We start from the raw sequence: 256 nt of genomic DNA on the forward strand, positions 1-256 counted from the left end.
TGTGGAAGCCTGCGTTAGTGAAAGCTGGCATAGAACACACTCCAACACTGCACGATCTGCGGCATTCTCACGCGTCATGGCTGATTGCAGCAGGCGTGCCATTGACTGTGATTCAACGCCGCCTTGGGCATTCCTCCATTAAGGTTACTTCAGATACTTATGGCCATCTTGCGCAGGATGCTTTGCAAGTGGCAGCGGACGCTATCGGGATAGCGCTTTCTCAGGCATTGCCAGAAATAGAGGGTTGACCAGGTTA

The 256-nt window shown here is 52.3% G+C and carries 1 protein-coding gene; it reads left to right on the forward strand.

The features are described from left to right. Positions 1–248, forward strand: a 248-nt coding sequence (locus tag QP415_RS12220; RefSeq protein ID WP_285100253.1) for a tyrosine-type recombinase/integrase, incomplete at its 5' end; no start/stop codon positions are given. Between the last annotated feature and the right edge of the window lie 8 nt (positions 249–256).

It is taken from the genome of Pauljensenia sp. UMB3104 (assembly GCF_030217285.1).
Classification (GTDB): Bacteria; Actinomycetota; Actinomycetes; order Actinomycetales; family Actinomycetaceae; genus Pauljensenia.